Raw genomic sequence first — 2723 nt, forward strand, 5'->3', positions numbered from 1 at the left:
GGAATAGCTCAGTTGGTAGAGCACGACCTTGCCAAGGTCGGGGTCGCGAGTTCGAGTCTCGTTTCCCGCTCCAGATTATATAATACCAGAGAGTCGATAAATTTCTGGTAAATGCCAAAACAGGACCGAAAGGTCCTGTTTTCGTTTTAGCCGCTGATGCTGTCCGCAGCCGGAATTGCCCCTGAATTTCTCTTCTCTGTCATTACCTTTCAGTTTTTGTACCGCTATCAATCGGCCAGTCCTGTCCGCGACAGTACCTTTTGGCCGCAGAATAAAACATAGCTGTTGAGAGTTATCATAGTCTGCGGGCTGAATATTGCGCTGATGGTGATGCTGTTAAGGACTGCATCGGCGGCCAGTGATTACGGTCGGGACTGGCAGGGTTGGTTTATACAGTATCACGACAGACCGCCTGACAGGCAGTGTAACGCGAAGGCGCGTACCGGCACGCGGTAGTGTCGGAATAAAAGTGATTCCTGAACGCGGGGGGATTGTTCACTGAACCGGCAGTGAGCGCGGGTAATTTAATCACTTTCATTTTCAGGTGTTTGCTCTCTGAACAGTTCGCTGAATTTTCAGTCACTCAAACGTTTTTCTCAGAAAAAAAAGCGTATTGCTCTTGCCAAGCATGGGGAACAAGTCCATAATAGCCGCCATTCCAGAGACAACAAGACATTAAGTCTTCGGAATCAAATAGTTAAGTCTGAATCTGATTTCAGATTAAAAGAATTAAAGATTATAGCGCAAAGTAACGTGTTGTAATTTAAAGAGTTAAAAGGCGCGTTGGCAGAGTGGCCATGCAGCGGATTGCAAATCCGCCTACCTCGGTTCGACTCCGGGACGCGCCTCCAGATTTGCCCGGGTGGTGAAATCGGTAGACACAAGGGATTTAAAATCCCTCGGCTGTATGGCTGTGCGGGTTCAAGTCCCGCCCCGGGCACCACTGATTCAAAATGAACAAAAATAAGCACTTATGTGCAATGTCGTTTAACCGCCGCAAGGCGGTTTTTTGTTTTCTGCGGTTGTACGTTATTGTCAGGCAAAAAAACCAGCTTTAAGGCTGGTTTCTGTGGTTAGGGTATGTCCGGAGAAAGTGCCGGGATCACATGTTGTGGATCGCGTTCTATCGCTCTGAGCAATGCTTTTGCCGGTCCGGTGGGTTCGCGTCGTCCCTGTTCCCAGTTCTTTAGCGTATCAACATTTACTGAAATCAGTTTAGCGAACCCACTTTGTGAAAGACCTGTGGCTGTTCTGATAGCTTTGACCTTAACTGCGGTAACCATTGTTTCACGGGATGGTTCACGTGAACCATCAACAATTTCATTCATTTGCGCCATACTTTCTGTCAGGCGTTCAAACAGTTTCTTGTCCATTACCAGCTCTCGTTCAACGCCCTTAACAGACGTTTTTCTTCCTCAGATAAATCATCCCTGATGCCTTTTTTATAGATGAGTAGTAGCCTGATCTGTGATTCGGATACTTTATAGTAGTAAATTACCCGGACACCACCACGTTTACCTTTGCCTTTGGCCGCCCAACGTACCTTACGGAGGCCACCTGTATTTTGGATCACGTCTCCCCAGGCAGGGTTGTCTGCCATGAACTGCTGAAACTCACAATATTCATCATCGTTCAGTAGTTCCTTTACATCTTCGGTGAATATATGGGTTTCAATAAATAGCATAAGTATACGTCATTGGCGTATGGCGGCAGAGATGCTAGCACCTATAATCTATAAGTCAATGGTGTATAGTTCGGTGTGGGATTGCGCTTATAATAAAGTGGAAAAATTCAATAATCAGCTAAATTGAGTAGCTGTAAATAATATACAATTTAAAATAAATCATAATCTTATGCGTTTTAAACGCAGCATTGTAGTTTTTAAAACCAATCGGCTGTATGGCTGTGCGGGTTCAAGTCCCGCCCCGGGCACCACTGATTCAAAATGAACAAAAATAAGTACATATATGCAATGTCGTTTAACCGCCGCAAGGCGGTTTTTTGTTTTCTGCGATCCGCAGTGGCAGCAAAATGGCAGCAATGCGTTTTATCACCAATCCATTGATGTGACTTCTTCGCGATTATTAAAAGGGTTAAGTGCGACAACTGCATCAGGAGGATCTGCTGCAAAGTGGGCATATTTCATCGCCATTGTAATGTGACCGGGTACCAGCTGAATCAGCAGAGTATTCTCTCCCCGCATCATAAAATGACTGGCGAAGGCTGTCGCCTCTTTACTGGTCTCCAGCGGCCAATACAGCTTATATGATGTGAAAGCACAACCGGCCATGCCAGCATCCAGAGTACGAACGGTATGCCAAACTGACACCGGAGCGTATCCGCCAGACAGGGCAGGGTGTGACATAGTTGTTGATGCCGTGATAAAGACGCCGGTGAATTGGAAAAGATGGCAGGCAACAGCGCATCCACCCGGTTATCTTCGGTGGTGTGGACCGCGGAACGGTAGCCGCGGTGATCGAATTTTTGGCCGTGATCATGACATATTTATCGGCTATGCAGAAACGGTAACGAAGAATCAGTCACCGGTTTTCGCCTGCTGTGACTGCGGATATTCTCTCGTCTTTGAACTCGTCTGATACAGCCCCGGTACATTTTTATGTGCCGGGGCTTGTTCATCTACGGAGGCCGGTAAGTGTCAAGGTAGTTGTCACCCCCGGTTAATTTAAGCCGCCTGTTTTTCCCGTTCCGGGTTCAACGTTACC

2 protein-coding genes, 2 tRNA genes and 2 pseudogenes are annotated in these 2723 nt (G+C 46.9%); 3 read left to right on the forward strand and 3 right to left on the reverse strand.

Annotated features, from left to right (window positions below; translation table 11 throughout):
* The first annotated feature begins 777 nt into the window (after nt 1–777).
* Nucleotides 778–851 (forward strand) — tRNA-Cys (locus JK198_RS16670).
* A gap of 5 nt (nt 852–856) precedes the next feature.
* Nucleotides 857–943, forward strand: a tRNA-Leu gene (locus tag JK198_RS16675).
* 130 nt (nt 944–1073) lie between these two features.
* Here the strand turns inward: JK198_RS16675 and nadS are convergent.
* The 3 genes and pseudogenes from nadS to JK198_RS16900 form a co-directional block, all read right to left on the reverse strand.
* On the reverse strand, nt 1074–1373 hold the full coding sequence (gene nadS / locus JK198_RS16680; RefSeq protein ID WP_212706648.1) for a NadS family protein: 300 nt from the start codon (nt 1371–1373) through the stop codon (nt 1074–1076).
* A complete protein-coding gene (locus JK198_RS16685; protein WP_212706647.1) occupies nt 1373–1684 on the reverse strand; it encodes a type II toxin-antitoxin system RelE/ParE family toxin in 312 nt (103 codons plus the stop codon). Before JK198_RS16685 ends, nadS begins: the two co-directional genes overlap by 1 nt.
* 366 nt (nt 1685–2050) lie before the next feature.
* Nucleotides 2051–2221: pseudogene (locus JK198_RS16900) on the reverse strand (hypothetical protein); the annotation flags it as partial.
* A 1-nt stretch (nt 2222) separates the two neighbouring features.
* Between JK198_RS16900 and JK198_RS17000 the strand changes: the two are divergent.
* Nucleotides 2223–2367: pseudogene (locus JK198_RS17000) on the forward strand (integrase); the annotation flags it as partial.
* Nucleotides 2368–2723 lie beyond the last annotated feature (356 nt).

It is taken from the genome of Tatumella sp. JGM91 (assembly GCF_018257575.1).
GTDB classification, from domain to species: domain Bacteria; phylum Pseudomonadota; class Gammaproteobacteria; order Enterobacterales; family Enterobacteriaceae; genus Tatumella; species Tatumella punctata.